General features: G+C 64.5%; 15 protein-coding genes. 3 read left to right on the top strand and 12 right to left on the bottom strand.

The window, feature by feature from the left end; genetic code table 11:
• Nucleotides 1–143: 143 nt before the first annotated feature.
• The 7 genes from AC062T_RS06005 to AC062T_RS05975 all read right to left on the bottom strand — a co-directional run bounded on the left by AC062T_RS06005 (nt 144) and on the right by AC062T_RS05975 (nt 9,058).
• On the bottom strand, nt 144–965 hold the full coding sequence (locus tag AC062T_RS06005) for a nuclease-related domain-containing protein (protein WP_476028315.1): 822 nt from the start codon (nt 963–965) through the stop codon (nt 144–146).
• Nucleotides 966–1,272: 307 nt separating this feature from the next.
• Nucleotides 1,273–1,929: an alpha/beta hydrolase gene (locus AC062T_RS06000; protein WP_476028314.1), complete on the bottom strand. Its 657-nt coding sequence runs from the start codon at nt 1,927–1,929 to the stop codon at nt 1,273–1,275.
• Entirely contained in the window at nt 1,926–3,095 is a 1,170-nt protein-coding gene (locus tag AC062T_RS05995) for an acyl-CoA dehydrogenase family protein (RefSeq protein WP_476028312.1), read from the bottom strand. Before AC062T_RS05995 ends, AC062T_RS06000 begins: the two co-directional genes overlap by 4 nt.
• Nucleotides 3,096–3,162: 67 nt before the next feature.
• On the bottom strand, nt 3,163–5,403 hold the full coding sequence (locus AC062T_RS05990) for a HelD family protein (protein ID WP_476028310.1): 2,241 nt from the start codon (nt 5,401–5,403) through the stop codon (nt 3,163–3,165).
• 56 nt (nt 5,404–5,459) lie between these two features.
• Complete coding sequence (locus AC062T_RS05985) at nt 5,460–6,665, bottom strand: PrsW family intramembrane metalloprotease (protein WP_476028308.1); 1,206 nt, start codon at nt 6,663–6,665, stop codon at nt 5,460–5,462.
• Nucleotides 6,662–7,462, bottom strand: coding sequence for a hypothetical protein (locus tag AC062T_RS05980; protein ID WP_476028306.1), 801 nt, complete (start codon nt 7,460–7,462; stop codon nt 6,662–6,664). The genes AC062T_RS05985 and AC062T_RS05980 overlap by 4 nt, the downstream gene beginning before the upstream one ends.
• Nucleotides 7,463–7,567: 105 nt before the next feature.
• Nucleotides 7,568–9,058 carry an aspartate ammonia-lyase gene (locus AC062T_RS05975; protein ID WP_476028317.1) on the bottom strand — a complete coding sequence of 497 codons (1,491 nt, stop codon included), beginning with the start codon at nt 9,056–9,058 and terminating at the stop codon, nt 7,568–7,570.
• Between the two features lie 412 nt (nt 9,059–9,470).
• Here AC062T_RS05975 and AC062T_RS05970 point away from each other — a divergent pair, with 412 nt between their 5' ends.
• On the top strand, nt 9,471–10,907 hold the full coding sequence (locus AC062T_RS05970; RefSeq protein ID WP_476028304.1) for a DUF2510 domain-containing protein: 1,437 nt from the start codon (nt 9,471–9,473) through the stop codon (nt 10,905–10,907).
• 52 nt (nt 10,908–10,959) lie between these two features.
• Complete coding sequence (locus tag AC062T_RS05965; RefSeq protein ID WP_476028302.1) at nt 10,960–12,429, top strand: MFS transporter; 1,470 nt, start codon at nt 10,960–10,962, stop codon at nt 12,427–12,429.
• Between the two features lie 380 nt (nt 12,430–12,809).
• On the opposite strand, the gene AC062T_RS05960 is transcribed toward AC062T_RS05965, so the two are convergent.
• Nucleotides 12,810–14,978 (bottom strand): DEAD/DEAH box helicase, encoded by a 2,169-nt coding sequence (locus AC062T_RS05960; RefSeq protein ID WP_476028300.1) that lies wholly within the window; start codon nt 14,976–14,978, stop codon nt 12,810–12,812.
• Nucleotides 14,979–15,231: 253 nt separating this feature from the next.
• A complete protein-coding gene (locus AC062T_RS05955) occupies nt 15,232–15,567 on the bottom strand; it encodes a DUF6804 family protein (RefSeq protein WP_108515830.1) in 336 nt (111 codons plus the stop codon).
• A 39-nt stretch (nt 15,568–15,606) separates the two neighbouring features.
• On the opposite strand from AC062T_RS05955, the gene AC062T_RS05950 reads away from it, so the two are divergent.
• Nucleotides 15,607–17,028, top strand: a complete 1,422-nt coding sequence (locus AC062T_RS05950) for a M20/M25/M40 family metallo-hydrolase (RefSeq protein ID WP_476028298.1) — start codon at nt 15,607–15,609, stop codon at nt 17,026–17,028.
• 1 nt (nt 17,029) lies between these two features.
• Here the strand turns inward: AC062T_RS05950 and AC062T_RS05945 are convergent, their stop codons facing one another.
• From AC062T_RS05945 to AC062T_RS05935, 3 genes are all read right to left on the bottom strand, one after another.
• Nucleotides 17,030–17,587, bottom strand: a complete 558-nt coding sequence (locus tag AC062T_RS05945) for a GDSL-type esterase/lipase family protein (protein WP_476028296.1) — start codon at nt 17,585–17,587, stop codon at nt 17,030–17,032.
• A 78-nt stretch (nt 17,588–17,665) separates the two neighbouring features.
• Nucleotides 17,666–18,583: a glycerophosphodiester phosphodiesterase gene (locus AC062T_RS05940; RefSeq protein ID WP_476028294.1), complete on the bottom strand. Its 918-nt coding sequence runs from the start codon at nt 18,581–18,583 to the stop codon at nt 17,666–17,668.
• Between the two features lie 83 nt (nt 18,584–18,666).
• Nucleotides 18,667–19,590, bottom strand: coding sequence for a CAP domain-containing protein (locus tag AC062T_RS05935; RefSeq protein WP_476028292.1), 924 nt, complete (start codon nt 19,588–19,590; stop codon nt 18,667–18,669).
• Nucleotides 19,591–19,598: the final 8 nt, after the last annotated feature.

Here is a 19,598-nt window from a genome sequence, read left to right as displayed (position 1 = left end):
TGAGAAGAAAGGCAACACGTTTGCCGTTGAGAGTTCCGTACTTCATGGGGGAACGATAGGCAGGCAGCCTCGACGCCACCTGCGCATTGAGCTAACTCACACGGAATACCGCACCGACTCAGCGCCCACGAAATATGCGGGGGTCAGTTGCCCATGATGATGGCAACCGCGAGGGACACCGCACCACCGGCGAGCGCGACGGCACCGCCTGCCGCCCACATTCTGCGCACGATCCTCGCGACGACGAGCTCACGCCGAATGGGCTCGAACGATTCGACCAATGACACGCTTTCTGGCGACGAAGATGGGTGGGCTTGCCAGGTTGACTCGGCGGTTGCCGCGTCGACAATCATGCCGATCTGGAGGGGCCCGAGAATCACGGGTCGGCGCGAAACCCATCGAGTGAGTTGCGACGAGGCAACCACGTCCACATCGCGCGGTTGACCCGTGACAGTGATGCTTTCTGGTTCGACCACGGCAATGACACCGATCACGGTGACCGGAAGATCAACCGCTGTCGAGAGGGCCGTCTCAGCCTGACCAACCGCGAGGGTGACCTGCCGCAGATGAGGGAGCCGGTGACCCGCCACGATAAGTGATCGCTCAGATACCCACACGTCCTGACCCGAGAAGCTCGCCGCTCGCACCGCATAGACGCCGCCGGGCCCGATGACGAGGTGATCCACACACGACTGGGACTCGGCATCCCGGATGGGAACAGAATGCACGACCGTCCAGCCGTCGGCCAGCCGAGCGAGGGCACGCGCGACCTCCACCTCGCCGAGGGCCGCCCAGAGCCACGAGCGACTGTGCACGGTGAGTGGACTGCGACCGAAGAATCTCTGAATCGGCGTGCGCTGCGGCGCTTCTCCCTGGGCTCGAAGAAACTCCGATGTTGCCGAACGCCACTTATCTGGAGCAGGGTCGTCTGGCGGTACCTCGTCGAAGTGCACGTTCGAGTTCATGCTGATCGATTCTCACCGGGAGATCCTCCTGCCGGCGCGGGTCCCCCGACACGACCTTGAGGCGTTGGTGTGGTCGTGGGGTAAGCATTCTGCCGGTATGCCCCGCCTTCAATCCCCCACTCGGGGGTGATTGTGGCCTGCGCGCGAGCAGCGGGGCCAACATTCGAGCATGTTTTCGCAGGGATTCGCCGAGGCGGACTTGATCTGCGCCGTGTGGGGGCGCATTCTTTAAGCAGATCAACTCATCGTCCGGAAGAGCCGCACCAAGTGCCGCACCGGGCGATGAGTCCGTTAAGGGGTACTGGTTCTAAGGGGCGCTGGTTCCGACGAGCGGCTCCAGAAAGTCGCGAACGTCCTCGATCTCTTCCATAACAATGCCGTGTCCCGCCCCCGGATACTGCCTCATCGTGAGGGTGCTGTGTTGCGGCAGCCACCGGCCCGTGAAATCCGTGGCAGCCAGCGGAATTACCGGGTCAGCGGTATCGCGCCCCCAGAAAAGCGGCGGTCGCAGCGCTGGGAGCGTTGCGTCGCCCGGCGCATCTCCGGGCACGACAAACCCTGAGAGACACACATACGCGGCACAGCGCTCGGGATCGAACCGCATGAGGTGGGTAGCGAGAGCCCCGCCCTGACTGAAACCCACTACGGCGACGGGCCCCGACGGCCCAGTCCTGTCGAGCCACTCCAGCAGGCCGCGCGTCGCCGCGGCGACCCCGTCAGCGTCGGGCAGGCCGGGAGCGGCCGTGGGAAACCAGGTGTACCCACCACCGGGGAATGGCAGCGGTGCCCGCGGCGCTGCGTAAACGGCATCGGGCAGCAAGAAGGGCGCTAACTGCATGAGGTCTTGTTCGTGGGACCCCCTGCCGTGAAGCAGCACGACGAGAGGGCGGCCCTGCCTCTCCCCGGCGGGACGAGACCACGCCACCACTGAATCGTCGACCTCGAGAACGGGGGTTGCGGTCATGTCGTTTGTCCTTTGCTCGGCGCCTGGTCGGTTATCGGCCCCAAGATTGCCGTGGCGACGGTCGAATGCACAGAATCCTCATTGCTCGGGTGAAACCCTCCCGCAAGAACATCGCGATAAAGCCTGCCGAGCTCATGAGAGGACCGAAACGACGCCCCGCCCGCAACCCGCACGGCCTGGTCGATGCAGAACCGGGCGGTTTCGGTTGCCCGCAGCTTGAGGCCGGTCAGCGCCCTGAACCATTGATCGCCCCTGTCGACGAGGTCGTCGATGTCGCGGGCGAGCGTGTCGAGCTGGGGTGTTAGCGCGTCGATGGCGATCGCGGCGTCGGCGAGCTTCCATCGCGTGATGGGGTCTTGATCGGCCGAGATTCCCGTGCGCAGCGACCTGCGTGACCGTGCGGCCTCGACTCCGAGTTCCAGTCCGCGCTCGGCGATCCCTCGATACACCGATGAGACGAGAGTGAGGAACGTGGCGAAGATCGCGAAGACGATCGGATGCGCCGACGGGCCAACGGGGCGGTGGCCGAAAACCCTGTCGGGGCGCGCCCGTGCTGAGCTGAGCCGGGTCGTGTTGCTCTGACTTGCGCGCATGCCCACCGTGTCCCAGTCATCGACGATCTCGATGCCGTCGGTGCCGCGCTCGAGGAAGGCATGGACGAGCTGTGGCTTTGGCCCCGACGAGTCGAGCCCAAACACCCCGAGTCGAGTCCACACGGGAGACAGGCTGGTGAAGATCTTGGTGCCCGTGAACTCGTAGCTTCCGTCGTCACCTGGTCGAGCATCCGTCGTGCTGCCGAACAGCACAAGATCGTTGCCGGGTTCGCTCACGCCGAAGGCGAAGATCTCCCCCGCCGCGGCCTCATGCAACACATAGGCCAAGGAGTCGTCGCCGCGGTCGAGGAGCACCCTGGCAACGCCCGTCCACACGAGATGCATGTTGATGGCGAGCGCGGTCGCCGGCGATGCTGCAGCCAGGCGCGACTGCTCCCTCGTAACCTGAGCGAATCCGAGCCCGGCCCCGCCCCATTCGACCGGCACAAAGGCTGCAAGGTATCCGGCAGCGGCGAGGTCGGCAAGATCCTCATGAGCGAAGCTATTGTCGCGGTCGTATTCGGCAGCCCGCAGACGGATACGCTCCAACAGGTCATCGGTAAGAATCGTCACCGCTCCAGCATGTCACGGCGGGCTCGTGACGGCCCGCTCGATTAGCGCTTGATTACCGCACGACGAATCAGAACAGTGCCGGTTGCATCCCCGCAGGCATCGGGAGGTCGCCCACCAGCGTCAGCCGCTGGGTTGCCCGCGTCATGGCCACGTACAGTGCAGCAGAACCCCGCGGCAGGCCCTCAACGATGCCGGTCGGGTCAACCACGACGACGGAGTCGAATTCGAGCCCCTTCGCGTCCTGCGGGCTGATCACCACGATCGGCTCCAGCAGGCTCTCTGAGCCATAGACAACCTCGCCTTCAAAGGCATCCCGCAGCGAGGAATAGACGTCGGTCAGCATGCTGGGAGGTGCGATGACGGCAAGGGTTCCCACCGTGCTGATGGCTCGATCCTGGCGCACCGCCGAGACGACATCCGGAGCCGAGGCCACGGGCCACGGAGTGCTTCGCACCGAGCGGGACGGGGTGACGGGCAGGCCGTGTGAAATGGCAAACTGTTCCGCCGCCTCGGCGATCTGGCTGGGAGTCCGGTAGTTGACCGTGAGCTCCTCCAACCGCCACCGGTCGTCGGCAGGATTGCGCCCGAGGAGGGGGCGCAGCGCCTGGCGCCAGGACGGCGCCGCGGTAGCCGCAGAAGCCTGAGCGATATCGCCCACGATCGTAAATGACCGCATGGGACAGCGACGCAACAGCAAGCGCCACTGCATCGGAGAGAGCTCTTGCGCCTCGTCGACAACGACGTGGCCATACGTCCACGACCGGTCCCCCGCCGCTCGTTCGGACGTCGTGGAGCGCCCGGCAGTCTCGGCAAAGTTAGCCGCGAGCGATGCTGCGTCGACCATCCCGCCCACCTGCATGTTTTCGATCGCCGCCTCGGCGTTCTCGATGTCGCGCTTGTGCTGTGCCTTCTCTTCTCGCTTGCGGGCTGCATCCACTGCGTCGTATTCGCCCAGGAATTCTGCTGCCTCATCGAGCAACGGAACGTCCTCGACAGTGAATGGCGCGGAACGCTCTCGACGCAGCAATGCGCGCTGGTCGTCCGACCAGTTGGGGGTGAGTTCGGCGAGCCACTGCGGCCGGGCGAAGAGATCCTGCACGAGCTTCTGTGGCGTCAGCGGCAACCAGGCGGTGTTGAGCGCGATGCGCACGTCATCTGCCGTGCGCAAATCCTCACGCAACATCGCGAGGTCGGAGTCGTCAATCGCGTTGCCCTGGGCCCGCAACTGCTCCGCATATTGGCGGGCGAGTTCCGAAAGTGCCGACTTGACGAACGTGACTCTGGCCTCGTTATGCGGTTTGCGCGTATCCCGCGCCTTGGCGATAGCGCGCTCGACCGTGGCAGGGTCGAGCATGACGGTGTCCCCGTTGACGATCATGGGCACGGGATGCTGCGGCGCCCGCTGCCTCGACCGCACGGCCTTCGACACCAGGTCTGCCATGCCCGAGCGCCCCTTGATTGCGGCCACGGCGGGAACATCGTGTTCCGTCGCGGTCACGTCGGGGAACAACCGCCCCACGCTCGCGAGTACCACGCCCGTCTCTCCGAGTGAGGGCAAGACCGACTCGATGTAGTTGAGGAACGATGCCGATGGGCCAACGATCAGCACACCGGAACCGCGCAGGCGCTTGCGGTGTGAGTAGAGCAGGTAGGCGGCGCGGTGAAGCGCGACGGCGGTCTTGCCTGTTCCCGGCCCGCCCTGCACAACGAGGATGCCGTTCATCTCGGACCGGATGATGCGGTCCTGTTCGGCCTGGATCGTAGCGACGATGTCGGTCATGCGACCGGTGCGCTCGGCGCTCAGCGCTGCGAGCAGGGCGCCCTCCCCCTGGTGCCCATTGCCGTCCGCAAGAAGCTCGGAGTCGAACACCTCGTCTTCGATGCGTACGACGGTGCGGCCCTGGGAGATGAGGTGCCTGCGTGCGCGCGCACCGAGCGGGGTTGCCGCGGTCGCCTGGTAGAACGCGCTCGCCTGCGGCACCCGCCAATCGAGCAGGATCGGCTTTTGGTCTTCGTCTCTGAGGCCGATGCGGCCGATGTATTTGGTCGAATCGTCGTCGTCATCATCGTCGGCGAACTGGATGCGGCCGAAGGCGAGACGTTCGTTGACGTCGCGCAACTGAGCGATGCGGTCTTCGTAGAGCCGAGCGAACGTGTCGCGCTCTGTGCGGCTCTGATGGGTTCCCCCGCTGCCGCCCTGCGCCCTAATGGCTACTAACTGACGTTCCGCATCCTCACGCAATTCGTCTAGGCGCGCATAGAGGCCCGCCACGTAGTCGCGCTCATGCTCAAGTCCATCTTCGATCACGAAAAGCCAGCCCCTTTAGAAAAAATCCAGCCCTCAAGCTTACGGCATGGCGATGATCAGATTTTCGCGCCCCTTTGTCCTTCCATTCGACTTCGGCTGGCGACCACTCGCTCGAGCATCACTGCCTCGTCATAGGCCGCGGCGGCCACATCGCGGCCGAGCACGATTCGGTGCCGCGCAAACGCCAACCGGGTGGCGCTGCGGGCAAACTCGTCGAAAGCATCGCCGATGCCATGGCTGCGCGCCCAGGCAGCAGCGGCCCTTCTGCCCTGCCCGGTAGAGAGCAACGCGACCTCTTGCTGGGTGAACCAGCCAGCATCCGCATATTCCTGCAGGTGTCGGCGAGTGAGCGTTCTCTCTTGCCCTCGCAAGAAGAACACGATCACGAAGCCGATGATGAACAGGGGAACCTGCACCGTGAAGTAGTAGGCATAGAAGTTGGTGACGAAGAGCGCCGACGCATTCCAGAACGCGTGAAGCGCGATCGCCGGGAGCAGCCCGAGCAGCCACCACCCGATCATTCCGCCGGCGCTCGCGCGACGTGAGGCGAAACCCATGACGAGCCCTGTGCACGCCGTGAACATGACATGGGCGAAGGGCGACATGAGCCCGCGCATGACAAAGATCTCGCCGACATCGCCCGGCACCTGAGACTCGGCGAGGGCGATTCCGAAGTACTGCACGTTTTCGGTGAAGGCAAAGCCGACGGCGATCATGGCGCCATAGACAACGCCGTCAACGGGCCCGTCGAACTGGCGCCGAATCGCCCAGAACAGCACGAGCAGGCCGAAGCCCTTTCCCACCTCTTCGACGATGGGCGCCTGCACCACGAGCCCAAAGAACGTCACCCAGAAGCCGTCGCCCACGCCCACGGCGGCCGCAATGATCTGCACGCCGAGGTCGAAGATCAACGCGATGGCGACGGAGGCTGCGGCGCCCCAGAGAAACGCAAACACGAGCGCACCCCGAGGCTCGGGCTCCCATCGGTCGATCCAGCGGATGCCGATGAGCACGATGATGAGCGGAATCACCGCGAGTATGCCAGCGACGATAAACGCGCCCCCGCCGAGAAACGAGAGAAGGTAGACGCCTACGGCGAGAGCGATGAGCGACAGCACCGAATAGCCCAGCACCGCAAGAATGAGGACCGTGTTATCTCGTCGCCCCCGGCTCAGGCTGACAGGGCGAGCCGAGTGCACGACCGGCTGCGGGTTGGCCGATGGCTGACCGTCGTGAGACACGAGCTCGTCGGCAGCCGTCACAGTTGTTGCTCGCGCAGGATCTGCAGCGCACGGTTGACCCGGTCGCTGAGCCCTGCAACCCCCCGGTTGGTTCGGCGTTCGAGTTCGTCGATGGCCTGCACCAGCTCGGCCCGCTGTCGACCATTGACGAGCGCCCACTCCGCCCTGGCCCGCAGCGACAGTCGCGCCGCACGATCAGCCAGCACGATGCTGATAGCGGGCAGCAATAGCGAAACCAGCCCGACGATCAAGCCTGTCGGCAGGGAGAAGTCCTGCGCGAGGGCAATCCAGATCGCGGCGAGCGCAAGCACGGAGAAAGCGATGGGGATCAGTCGCAGCCAGCGCGCGATCGACTCGTGCCTCACAGCCTCGCGCTCATCGATCACCGCGAGCTCCTGCCTCCAGCGCTCGATGTCGGCCTTGGTTACCTTGCGGGCGTTGGTATCGCTCACCCGAAGGCGGAGGACGGCATAGCCCTGCACGTCTCGCGTCAGCAACCGAACGAGCCCCACGACGACGAGACCCGACACAATCACCATGACGGCGAGCGCGAGAACAAGGCCGCCGGTGAGGCCCCACCCCGTATCGAGCACCATGCTCGCCCCCAGGGCGACCCCGAATGCGGAGAGCACGGCGGCAAGGGCGGCTAGGGGCAGAACCCAGAAGATCTCGTGAGCCCGCCGCCGGGCGAAGCGCGCGCTTCCCGCCCGGGCGGTGCGGCTATCGACCCACGCGGTGCCGATATCGGCGATCTGAAACAGGAGGGCACTAAGCCACAGAACAAGCAGCCAGAGCGCGGCATCCCACCAAATATTCACTTCCGACAAGCTACCCGGCCTGGCCGACCAAGTCGAGCGCGCACACCGCTGAGACGAGAATCAGCCGATGCGCCGATGCCGGTCCCCGCTGTGCTGAGCAGCACCTCAGCCCCCCGCTGGTTCGGCAGAGCCACTCGTCGACGTAGGCCGGATTATCGGGATTACGCCCGTCGTCGGCACGAGCCCACTCAGGCGCTCGGGGCGCAGGACGCGGCGAACTTCTTCCTCCGTCATATAGCCGTTCTCCACGACAAGATCGGCAATCGATGCGGTGCTCGTGAGCGCGGTGTGCGCAAGAGCAGCCGAGGCCGCATAGCCGATGTACGGGGTCAGCGCCGTGACAACGCTCACCGAGGTCTCCATCTCGGCAGCAAGACGCTGCACATTGGCGGTGATGCCATCGATGCAGTTGACCCGCAGCGTGCGGCATCCATTCGTCAACCACGCCAGCGACTGCAGGATGCTGTGGGCGATTACGGGCTCGAACGCGTTGAGCTGCAATTGGCCGGCCTCTGCCGCCGCTGTCACGGTGGCGTCCGCTCCCACGATGCTGAACGCGATCTGGTTGACCACTTCGGGAATAACGGGATTCACCTTGCCCGGCATGATCGACGACCCTGCCTGGCGCGCCGGGAGAAAGATCTCGCCGAGGCCGGACTGAGGGCCAGAGCTGAGCAGTCGCAGGTCATTGCAGATCTTCGACAGCTTCACGGCGGCGCGCTTGAGAGTTCCACTCACCGACATGAAGACACCCACATCGCTTGTCGCCTCGATGAGGTCCTTGGCGGTGACCGCTTCGATTCCTGCGACATCAGCAAGGTGGCGGCACACCGCTTCTGCGTACCGCGGGTGCGCCGTGATGCCGGTACCGATCGCCGTGGCCCCGAGGTTGATCTCGCTGAGAAGCGGAATCGTCTCGGCTAGTCGGTCGTGGTCCTCCATCAGCGTGTGCGCGAATCCGCTGAACTCCTGGCCCAGCGTCATCGGCACGGCATCCTGCAGCTGTGTTCTGCCCACCTTCACGATGTCCGAGAACTCGACGCCCTTGCGCGCGAACGCGTCGGCAAGCAGCGAGTGCTCCGCGAGTAGCCGCCGAAGGCCGAAGATTACGCTGAGCTTGACCGCAGTTGGGTAAACATCGTTGGTGCTCTGCCCACGGTTGACGTCGTCAAGCGGATGCAGCCACCGGTAGTCGCCGCGCTCATGGCCCATAAGTTCCAGGCCGCGGTTCGCAATGACCTCGTTGGCGTTCATATTGGTAGAGGTGCCAGCACCTCCCTGAATTACCCCCACGACAAACTGATCGTGCAGCTTGCCCGACGCGATCTCTTCGCACACGCGATCGATGATGTCGGCCTTCTCTGCAGACAGAGTGCCGATCTCTCGGTTGGCTCGGGCGGCCGCTTGCTTGACCCGGGCGAGAGCCCTGATCAGATCGGGATACACAGAAATGGGCCGCCGAGTGATGGGAAAGTTCTCGAGTGCTCTCGCCGTGTGGATTCCCCAATAAACGTCGGCGGGGACTTCGAGGGTGCCGAGCGAGTCGCTATCGGGCCTCGTCTGATCGCCCCCAATTATGGTGACAGGTGCTGTCATCGCGGGTTTGTTGGTGGCATCCGGACTGGTCACGGCGTAGAACTCCTTATACAGCGAGGTATGGGCAACGTTGCCCGCCACAAGCCTAACAATCCGGGGCAGAAGCGACAGTCCACCGGTATGGCCAAAACCACCAAACGCGCGAATGCGCGCCAATTGCCCTCAATTTGTCCTCGAAGGGGCGAGTTTCTCGCGGGCCGCGCTCGCCAGCCGTGATAAATAAACCTTGTCGCTAGGCCCGGCTCTGCCGTTACTATTCTCGAGAAGCTCAAAGTTAGTCTTTCTCACTGTCGGGGATCCCCCTCACAGAGGGAGGGGCGAGGTCGTACTACAGACCTCTGGGGGACAGCGGCCGAGCTCGACTGAGCGCGGTCACACAGAGAGGGTTGACGCCTTGCTAGATGATGACGTTGTGACGGTCCCGGCCGGTTGGTACCCGGACCCGATGGGTCTCCCGCAGCTGCGCTGGTGGGATAACCATTCGTGGACCGAGTTCACTTCGGCGACCCGCACGCCCCTCATCGTTCAGGATGAGCCGCGCCTGGCATACGCCGACGACTCCACTCGCCAGACCAACGGCCGTTCCGCGTCAGAGCCGCCGCTGACCAAGGCAGAGCTCATCTCTACCCTGCGTCAGCTTGAGCCCCCCAAGCCACAGCAGATCGAGCGCAGCCACCCCGCCCCCAGCTTCGCCCCCGACGACTCCGCCGCCGAGGATGCGGCCAGAGCAGCCGCAGCCTACGCAGAGCAGCAGGCTGCACAGCAGGCGGCCGCACACGCTTCGGCCCAGGCCGCAGCACAGCAGCGCGCAGCACAGCAGCAGGCAGCGCAACAGGCAGCCGCACAGGCAGCACAGCAGGCCGCCGCTCAGGCCGCCGCTCAGCAGGCCGCGTACCAGCAGCAACAGCAGGCAGCGCAGCAGGCCGCCTTCCAGCAGGGATTTGCCCAGCAGGGGTATGCCCAGCCGGGCGATCCCTCCCAGCAGGGGTATGCCCAGCCCGGATTCGCTCCGCAGCAGCCGCGTGACCCCTACGACTTCGTACCAGGGCCGACAGAAGAGCCTCGTCCCGCGCGCTCATCGGTCAACTACTCCGACGGTCCAGGCTATGCGCAGCCAGAAGCAGACCAGGCGCGCTCCCGTTTTCAGGAACCGTCGCAGTTCTACTCTCACCAGGAGCCCTTCGCCCGCCCCGAGATGTCTCGCGCGGCCCAGCGCCGCGCGATGGACCGCCTCCAGGTCATTTACACGCCGTGGGTGTGGGTCATAGCTATGGCGCCCCTCCTGCAGCTTGTGATCTCGTTGATCGGTGTCTCCTCCGGCGCAACCGCGCTGCCCATCGCGGTGCCCATCACGATTCTGCTGCTCCCCTACTTCGCCACGATCGGGCTCGCCATCGTTGACCGTCGCGCACTCCTGCGGGCCGGCCACAAGGCACCAGCCCACTGGGCATGGGCGTTCGCAACTCCGATCGGCTACCTCATCGCTCGATCTGTTGCCACCAACCGGGAGTTCGGCAAGGGTCTCACCCCCGTGGCTCTGTGGTTTGCCATATTGGTTCTGCAGAACCTCTCGATCATCGCCGTCCCCGGCATTGCCATCTCGGTCATCCCCGAGGTGTTCAAGGCAGAGGTCGAGCAGTCGATTGCTCAGGACGCCGCGATCGTGGGAACGACGCTCGACGTGGAGTGCCCCGCGCCCGCCGCTCAGATCGGCGTTCAGTTCACCTGCGTGGGCACGACAGAGACGGGCAACGTGGTCGACATCAACGTGAGCCTCCAGCGCAGCAACGGCTGGATCGACTGGCGCGTCGACTCGCAGATCTGGCAGTCGGGCGAGCTTTCTAGCTAGCCCCAGTCAGCGGCTTAAAGGCCTGGCCGATTGAGGGCTAGGCTGGGTGGCGATGACGGACGAACAGAGCGGCTGGCTTAGCGACAAACAACGACGCCGACTCACCCGAATCCCCAGTGACCGGTCCATCGTCGCTACCCTCGCATCAACCGGCCTGATCGCTGCATTCATGCAGACGCTGGTCATCCCGATCGTCCCGCACCTGCCGGCCTACCTCGACACCTCGAGCTCGGATGCCGCCTGGGTGCTTACGGCGACGCTCGTCTCCGCAGCGATTTCGACCCCCATCGCCGGTCGGCTCGGCGACATGCACGGCAAGCGCCGCATTCTCCTGCTCCTGCTCCTGATGATGACGATCGGCTCGATCGTCTGCGCCCTGTCGTCGACCCTCGTGCCGATGGTGGTCGGCCGCACACTCCAGGGCATCGGCCTCGGCTCAATCTCGCTCGGCATCAGCATTCTTCGTGACGTGTTGCACCGTCGCTCCCTCGGGGCCGCGATAGCCCTCGTGAGCGCAACCCTCGGCATTGGTGGGGCCCTGGGCCTGCCGCTTTCGGCGATCGTCGCGGAGAACTTCGACTACCACTACCTCTTCTGGCTCGCAGCGCTTCTCAGCCTGGGGGCGGCGATAGCAGTGCTCTCGATCGTGCCCGAGAGCACTCTGCGCACGGGCGGCCACTTCGACTACGTGGGTTCTCTGGGATTCGCTGTCGGCCTCGTCTCGCTCCTCCTTGCCGTCTCTAAGGGAAGCGAGTGGGGATGGACCAGCCTGACGACGCTGGGGCTTGCCATCGGCTCGCTGATCGTCTTTGCTCTGTGGACGCTGTGGGAGCTCCGGGTCACCGACCCGCTCGTTGACCTGCGGGTCGCGAGCCGACCCGCCGTCCTGCTGACCAACATCGCCTCCGTAGCCGTCGGCTTCGCGTTTTTCACCACCGCGGCGGCACTACCGGTGCTACTCGAGGCGCCCACCGGTTCCGGCGTAGGCATGGGGCAGTCTTTGCTCATCGCGAGCCTCTGTCTCATGCCGAGCGGGCTCGTCATGTTCTTCGTCTCGCGACCCGCTGCTCGGCTCTCCGAGGCCAAGGGGCCAAAGACCAGCCTCGTGCTCGGCATTTCGATCATCGCCGTCACCTTCGTGGCCGGCTCCCTCATGCTCACCGAGGTGTGGCAGATCATCGCGATATCCACGATCTCCGGGCTCGGAACAGGCTTCGCCTATGCGGCGATGCCTACGCTCATCATGAAGGCCGTGCCTCCCACAGAGACCGCGGCGGCCAACGGATTGAACTCGGTGATGCGCACACTCGGCTCATCGGCGGCATCGGCGATCGTCGGCGTCGTTCTCGCCTCGTCGTTTGTGGTGGTCGACGGCACGACCGTGCCCACCCTGGGAGCGTTCCAGCTCGTCTTTGTGATCAGCGCTGGAGTGGCCATCGTCGGCGGCGTCGTGGCGACGTTCATTCCGCGCCACGACCCCCGCTACGACGAGACGGCAAGCATCCCCGTGCAGAATCCGTAGGATCTACGATCCTTTAGATTTCGGGCCTCTGTCCCTCTGCACACCACACGGGGGCCAAGTAGGGGGGCCATAGTGGCGCCTTTGATGTGCGGTTATACCCCCGTATTCCGCAGATCGACCGACACCGGCCCCCGCTACTCGGGATTGCCCCGTGTTGCGATGGAGCCAGACTAGACCGCCACGCAGAGCGCGTATGCCCCCATTTCGGGGCTCCCCCAAAGGGGAGTCCTCCTAAATGAGGACAGGCGAGAGAGCGGTTTCACAACTTTTTCTCATGCGGGCGCACAGTTATCTCCCAGCGAGCCGGGGACGCGGCGATGTATACAGCCGCTCCCCCGCCGCCCACCGGGTCAAGCCGTTATGCATAAGGCCGACACGCCTTAGCGTGCGAGCGCGTCCCTGAGCAGGGCGATAAGCGCTTCGAGCTGGATCTCCCCAGCATCCGCAACCGCCTCGTCGTTGCCATCGAGAGCACGCGCCGCGAGGCCAGCCTTGCTATCGATCAGCTCGGCGATTTTCGTGTCGATGGTCTGCGCGGCGATAACGCGCCACGCCGTCACCGGTTCCGCCTGACCAATGCGATGCACGCGGTCGATCGCCTGGGTCTGCTCCGCCGATGTCCAGCTGAGCTCCGCGAGAACCACGTTGGACGCGGCCTGCAGGTTGAGACCAACACCAGCCGCGGTAAGCGAAGCGACGACAACGGAGACCTCGGAATCGTTGTTGAATGCGTCGACCTGGGCCTGGCGGAACGTTGCCGTCTGATCGCCACGAATGGAGACCGTCTTGATCCCCTTGCGGGCGAAGGTCTCCTCCGCAACATCCATGACATCGATGTGCTTGGCGAAGAAGACGACCTTGCCCACCGACCGAGCGAGCTGCGCGGTGTAGTCGGCGGCAAGTACGGCCTTGGCCTGACCGATTCGACGCACCATCGTGAACACGTTCTCGCCGGTCTTGGCAGACTTCGAGTCTTCGAGTTCCGCCCGGGCGACCATGCGCATGAGCTCTTCTTGCGGGCCGTCGTACTCTGCACCAGCACGCGACGCGAGCAAACCGAGGTACCTCGTCTTGAGTCGATTGCCGAGCTCCCGCTCAGCGTCGCGGATGCTGCGGCCGAGGTCGTCATCGAGCTCGACGGGCAGGTCTGCGATGCGCTTCGCGGGCAGGTTCGAGGCCACATCGATCTTCTTGCGACGCACGATTCCCATGTCGATCACTGCCTGGCGAGCTTCGGCAAAGAAGCCGAAGTCGGCGGGAGTGAGCCCCGTCTCCTCGAGCTTTGCCATGAGTTCCGCCGTCGGCTTGTCGCCATCGATCCAGCCGAGAAACTGCCAGATCGCGCGGAAGTCGTCGATCGTGTTGATCAAGGGTGTTCCCGTGAGCGCAATCATGAGCGCACGCGGGCGCAGCAGACGGATGCTCTCCGCGAGCGAAAGAACGTGGCGTGAGCGCTGTGATTCTCGGTTCTTGATGAAGTGGGCCTCATCGACAACCATGCCCTTGAACCCGAGGGTTCGCAGCCATCCGACGTGCCGATCGAGAACGTCGTAGTTGACGATGACGACGTCGGCGTAGGCGTCGAGATCCTCTCCGGAGCCATGGATGACGGTGGCGGTGCGGTGCGGAGTCCACCGCTCAACCTCGCGCGCCCAGTTCATCTTGACGACGTTGGGTACGACAACGAGAAGAGGATAGGAATTGGTGGCGGATGCCGCCAGCAGCGCCTGCGCTGTCTTGCCAAGGCCGGGCTCATCGGCGAGCAAATAGGTGCGGTGCCCCTCACGGGCACTCGCCACGAATTCGGCCTGGTGGTGAAAGAGTTCGAGCCCTGGGGGCACGCGACGGTCTGCCGGGGTCGGTTCGGGAAGATCCATGCTCGCAACATTGCCGCCGGAGCCATATTCGAACGCCCGGTAGAGGGGCTCAAGGAGCTCCCAGTTGGCGAGTCGGTGGCTCGTCGTTGTCGGCTTTTTGGGAACCGCACTGAAGTCGGGGGCAAGGAACGGGTTGCTCAGCTGGCGGGAGATAACGGACTGCGGAACAACCTGCTTTTCGACGTCCGGGGTCTGGGCCGCCGGCTCTACGGCGATGATGAGCTCATCGGGGCTCAGCTCCATTCCCGACGCCATCAGCATGTCCCTGCGCAGCTTGCGGGCGACATCCGAAACGGGTGCATCTTCGGCGAGCAGCGTGATCACCGACGTATCCCGCGCGGCCACCTTGGCGAGGATCGTGGCAACACCATCGAGGCGCTTGAGCACCTCTGCCCTGTCTGAGTCAGAGATATCGGTCTCGCTCTTAGCCCGAGCGCGCTCCTCGCGCATGAGAAGGGCGATCACCTGAAACTTGGTTCGATTGCTCGGCGAGAGCTTTCCACGTTCCGCGGCACCCTCGATCTCTCTAACCGCCCGCGCGAGCACGGGAATGATTCCGGCATCATCTCCGGGCCTCACACGGCGGTGCGAGTTGCGACGCGCTGGCGCCTTGCCGCCCCCACGCGACTTGCCGTTGATGGTGTTGCCTTCCGAGCGACCGGAGCGGGCCATGATCCTCCTGAATCAGCGAATGCCGAGGTGTTCATGTCGGAGTGCAATTTTCTGCAGCCATCCAACAGCACCGCACCCTCGTGGTGCACCCGTCACGCAGCTACACAGCAGGATCAGCAACGCGGGTGGGCGGCGATTCCAGACTCAAGCAACGTGCGGACACGGTCGAGACGGTGATTCGGAATCGTCAGCGCGTGAAAAGTTTACTCCACTGTGAGCTCGAAGCGCACTACTGGCGTGAAGTGCGGAGAAATCAGCTTGCGCTGGGCCTGACCTTGATGAGTACACCGGAGGCGATCATCACGATTGCGGCGATGAACTGGCCGGCGACCCAGCCCTGTCCGTGAAGTTCGAGCACCCACGCGGGGTTCCACACGACGGCGATAGCGGCGAGCGGCACGAGCCACCACCATTGCCGGGCCTGCGCGGCGAAAACCGCGCAGATGACCGCAAGAATGCACACCCCGAACCGAATAAACAGGTAGCCATCGCTGTCGAGCAGCGCCAACCCGGCAAACAGCACGAGAGCACCAAGGATGCCGGGGGCCAAGGCTGGGCGGGTGAACTCGGCAGATGCGGGGGTGGCCATGCTGTCAACGTTACCGGCCCAACGATTAGAGTCACATTCGTGACCACCGAATCGACCGCAGGCGCACGCTCCCACGACGACCGACGGGCCTCTGCGCAGCAAGAATCGCGGGAGGCCTCGCCGCTCCCGCAAGAGCACGCCGCGGCGATAGAGCGCCTACAACAGCTCATCCGCATCCCGACGGTGTCGCGCTCCGACGAGAGCGAGACCGACTGGGCTCCGTTCCGCAGGTTTCTCGAGGTTCTGCCCGAGCTCTACCCGCTGGTGCACGCGCGATTGGAGCGCGAGCTCGTTGCCGACTATTCGATGATCTACCGGTGGCGCGGGCGCGAGGATGGGAACCCGGGCGTACTCATGGCCCACTACGACGTCGTGGCCGCCACGGACGACGGCTGGCAGCATCCGCCGTTCTCGGCGCACGTTTCGGGCAGCGCCGATGATGCTGTGATGTGGGGGCGCGGCACGCTCGACGACAAAGGAAGTCTCGCCGCGATCCTCGAGGCGGTAGAAGCCTCACTCGGCTCGGGATTCACGCCGAGGAACGACATCTATCTCTGCTTCGGGCACAACGAGGAGACTGCGGGGGACGGTGCTCGGCAGATCGTTGATCTTCTCGAGACCCGAGGCATTCGCCCCGCTTTTGTCAGCGACGAAGGCGGAGCGGTCGTTGAGGGCATTTTTCCCGGAGTCGACGACCCCATTGCGGTCGTCGGCGTGGCCGAAAAGGGAATCATGACCCTCACGATGACCGTGGATCAAGAGGGAGGTCACGCCTCAACCCCGCCCCGCCAGACGGCAACCGTGCGCCTAGCGCGGGCAGTAGTGGCGCTCAACCGCACACCATTCCCCGGCCGCTTCACGGCGACCAACATCGAGATGATCCGCACCCTCGGCGCACACGCCCGAGGCCCACTCCGCTTCGCCTTTACCCAGCTGTGGCTTACTAAGCCGCTGTTGCTGGCACTGTTCGGCCGCCTCAGCGATGAAACACGGGCAATAACCCGCACGACGCAGGCGGTGACAATGCTGCAGGGTGCCGCAGCAGAAAATGCTCTCGCCGAGAGAGCCACCGCCGTGGTGAACATCCGTGTCGCCGTCGGCTCGTCGGTCGCCGAGACGGTCGCCCATGTGACGAAGGCCGTCAATGACGAGCGCGTCTCGATCGCCGTCGATCGACCGAGCGAGCCTTCCATGGTCTCCCCCACGACGGGCCCGGCCTGGAACCTCATCCGCGCCAGCATCGAGCGCACCTACCCCGGCACCATCGTGACGCCGTATGTGATGCTCGGGGCAAGCGACAGCCGCCACTTCACCCGCATTAGCGATTTCGTCTACCGCTTCAGCCCGTTCGAGATGTCAGCAGACGAGCGCGGCACCCTGCACGCCAAGAACGAGAGAATTCGCCTCTCGACCTGGCTTCGCGGTATCGATTTCTACCGCGAAATCGTCGCTGGTCTGTGACTCAGATCAGGCCGTCGACGACATGCAAGGGCCTGCTCATGGGCGGCAGATCACGCAAGCGCTCGAGCCCCGGCCGCAGCTCCTCAAGCCACGCCTCGTATCCGGCGCCGTTGAGATGCAAGCCATCCTCCGTGAACCGCTCATTGAGGGCGCCACTTGCCGTGGCGAGCGCTGGCCACAGGTCAAGGTACTGAGCCCTCACCGTTGAGCTGAACTGGCGCAGATGGATGTTGGCGTCAGTGATCAGGGGCGCGAACTCCGGCGTTCGCGGCATGATCGATTGCACGAGCATCCGAGTGCCGGGCAGCTCTCGCCGCAGTTCGACCAAGACCGTCTCGGTGTTTCGCACGAGGTGCTCGACGGAGTACCGAAGGCCGAGGTCGTTGGTGCCAATGAGCATAAGGATGTCGTCTGGCGCGCTGTCGATGATGTCATCGAGTCTCTCGATGACATCGTCGGTCGTATAGCCGGGCACCCCGAAGTTGATGATGTCGTCGTCGGGAAACCAGGCCTGCCAGTCGCCCGTCGCCGTAATGCTGTCGCCGACGAATGCGATCATTCGTCTATCGTCCAGTTGCTCACCCATCGCTAGCCTCCTGCCAGTGCACCCATCCTGACGGGTGTCACTGAAAGAACGCTAGGTTCCCGGAGCCGTATCGGCAAGCCATCCGTCGAGCGAACTTGGTGTGTCGGTGATGATTCCGTCGACCCCCATCGCGAGCGCCTCGGCCCAACTCTGCTCTTCGTTAAGCGTGTAAATCAGCACTCCCAGCCCGACGTCGTGGAGAGCGTCGACAAGACCGGGGTTGGCTGCAAGCACCTTTGCATTGGTAATCAAGGCAATCGCACCGACGGCTGATACCTCTGCCACCGGGTCAGTGAGCATCTCCCGGCCCAGAATCGCACGTTCCACGCTGGGAGCATGAGACTGCGCGGCCGCCAGGGTCTCTGGCTCGAAGCTCGCAAGGACGACTCGGGAGCGCATTCCCGACTCCGCAAGGAGCGCATCGACAAGGGAAACCGCCTCGGGAGTCCAGACCCCTTTGAGTTCGATCATCGCCTTCTTGCGCGACTCCGCCAGTAGGTCGAGAAACTCTTCAAGGCTGGGGATGTGCTCGCCCGAGTGGACGGAGCTGAACCACGAGCCTGCATCGAGAGAACGGAGCTCTGCGAACGTCATCTCATCGACTCGCCCCGTGCCGTTTGTGGTGCGGTCGACGGTCTCGTCGTGGATGAGAACGGGCACGCCGTCTGACGTGAGACGCACATCGGTCTCAACAAAGACCATGGGCCCCGCGAGGGCCGCGGTGAGAGCCGCGATTGTATTCTCTGGCGCAGTCGAGCGGTCTCCCCTGTGGCCGGCGATGAGAGCGGGCTCCCCTGGCGCTCGGAGGGTGCCGAACATCGTCGCCGCGGTCGATCGCTCTGCTGCGGGCCCGAGAATGAGCACGAGGACCAGCCCGAGCGTCATCGCAGAGGCGGTCATCCCCCTGCGCACAACCTGCAGCGCGACCCGGTCGGAGCCGGTCATTCGTGCGCGAAAGTGCGTTGCCATCAACTCGCCTCATTGCTCGTCGCGTCGACCCGCGGGTGCGGGTTGACGCCACTATAGCGGCGAACGTTATCTTTTCGTTACATTTATTTCGCGCGGGAGATTCCGACTCGAGCCACCACCACTGCACCCCCGGCAAGTGCCAGAAGAGCCGCTAGTGCTGCCGCGACCGGCGCGGCCCATGGCGCAGAACCGACAGCCACGGCGTCTGTGCCTGCTGCGCTATCGGCGCCATCACCTGCGTCGAAAAGGCGATCAGAATCGGCGTCCTGCACGGCCAACAGCTCGTCGGGCGTAACATCGCCTCCGCGAAGCGGCGGCCTTGCCTGGTCTGCCGCACGCGACGTGTCGGCGTCCGCCGCGGATTGTTCGAGTGCGGCCTGCTCGGCTGCGTCCTGCTCGGCCAGAGCGCTGGCTTCGGCAGCGGCAGCAGCGGGGTCAGCGGCAGCAGGAGCTGGTGCCGCAGCGGCCGAGCGCACCGGGGCCGGCGCTGGTGCGGGTGCCGGTGCAGGAGCCGGCGCAGGAGCCGGCGCAGGAGCCGGCGGCGCGGGGAGCGCAACACTCACGCCGTATTTAGCGAACACTTCAACCGACCACGTCGTGCCCCCGGCAGCGATATGAGCAATTCCGATGTCCGTGTAGTCGCCGAGCACATTTGCCCTGTGACCTGCTGAATTCATCCACCCCTGATGCACGGCGGCACCACTGCCGTAGCCCTGGGCCACGTTCTCCCCCGCAAGGCCCCAGCCACCGGGGATCTGCGTTGAATACGACGGATTGTGGGAGAGAGCGCCATTAGCGGCCATCTGGTTTGCCCACGCCAAAGCAACCTGACTGAGCGCACCGTTGTAGGTGAGTGCGCCGAGCCCGGCCGACGCCCTGCTCTGATTGACGAGAGCGTGAATGGTGCCCTCTTCTGCCGCCGATGCCGCCGGGGCGGCAATAAGCGCCCCCGCGATCGACAACAGCAGAACAACGCTCGTCGCCAGGACGCGACGAACTCGCGTCAACGAATGAT

The sequence above is a fragment of the Homoserinimonas sp. genome (assembly GCF_056262345.1).
This window is presented reverse-complemented; position numbering and strand designations above follow the sequence as displayed.